The organism is Streptomyces sp. NPDC021749 (assembly GCF_040640655.1).
Lineage (GTDB): Bacteria > Actinomycetota > Actinomycetes > Streptomycetales > Streptomycetaceae > Streptomyces.
In genome coordinates, this window is record NZ_JBFACE010000105.1 from 1 (window position 1) to 1036 (window position 1036).

Sequence of the window (1036 nt, forward strand, 5' to 3'; positions counted from 1 at the left end):
ATCACTGGCGTGTGATCTTGAAATGGGTGAGGGCCTTCTGGCTCGGTGTGGATTGCGACATCTGCACCGGCGACCAGAAAGGCCCTCATGCCGCACCGTAACGCACCGCTGACCGAGACCGGCCGTCTGCGTCTGGCCCGATGCGTCATCGAGGACAACTGGCCCCTGCGGCGGGCTGCGGAACGCTTCCAGGTCTCCGTGACCACGGCCCAGCGATGGGCCGACCGCTACCGGGCATTCGGGGAGGCGGGCATGGCCGACCGCTCCTCCCGTCCGCGCACCAGCCCGCGCCGTACCCCGACCCGCACCGAACGCCGGATCATCAAGGTCCGCGTCCTGCGCCGGTGGGGACCGGCACGGATCGCCGGCCTGCTGCGCCTGGTGCCCTCCACCGTGCACCGGGTGCTGACCCGCTACGGCCTGGCCCGCCTGACGCACCTGGACCGGGCCACCGGCCGCGTCATACGCCGCTACGAACGCGACAAGCCCGGCGAGCTGGTCCACGTCGACATCAAAAAGCTCGGCAACATCCCCGACGGCGGCGGCCACAAAGTCCTCGGCCGCCAGGCGGGCCGCAAGACCCGCTCCGGCGCCGGCTACAGCTACCTGCACACCGCCGTCGACGATCACTCCCGCCTGGCCTACAGCGAGATCCTCGCCGACGAGAAGAAGGAGACCGCTGCCGGCTTCTGGAGCCGCGCCCAGGCGTACTTCACCTCCTGCGGGATCACCGTCGAGCGCGTCCTGACCGACAACGGCTCCTGCTACAAGTCCCGTCTGTGGCGCGACACCCTGGCAGCAGCCGGGATCACGCACAAGCGAACCCGCGCCTACCGGCCGCAGACGAACGGCAAGGTCGAACGCTTCAACCGCACCCTGCTCGATGAGTGGGCCTACGCCCGCCCCTACCGTTCGGAACAGGAACGACGCGACGCCTTCCCCGAATGGCTGCACACCTACAATCACCACCGCGGACACACCGCGCTCAACGGCCAACCACCCGCCAGCCGCGTCCCCAACCTCACAGGGCAATACA

The 1036-nt window shown here is 69.1% G+C and carries 1 protein-coding gene; it reads left to right on the top strand.

The genetic code is table 11. From position 1 onward, the window contains the following. Positions 1-87: 87 nt before the first annotated feature. A partial coding sequence (locus AB0G35_RS37230) for an IS481 family transposase (protein ID WP_360959227.1) occupies positions 88-1036 on the top strand: 949 nt, incomplete at its 3' end.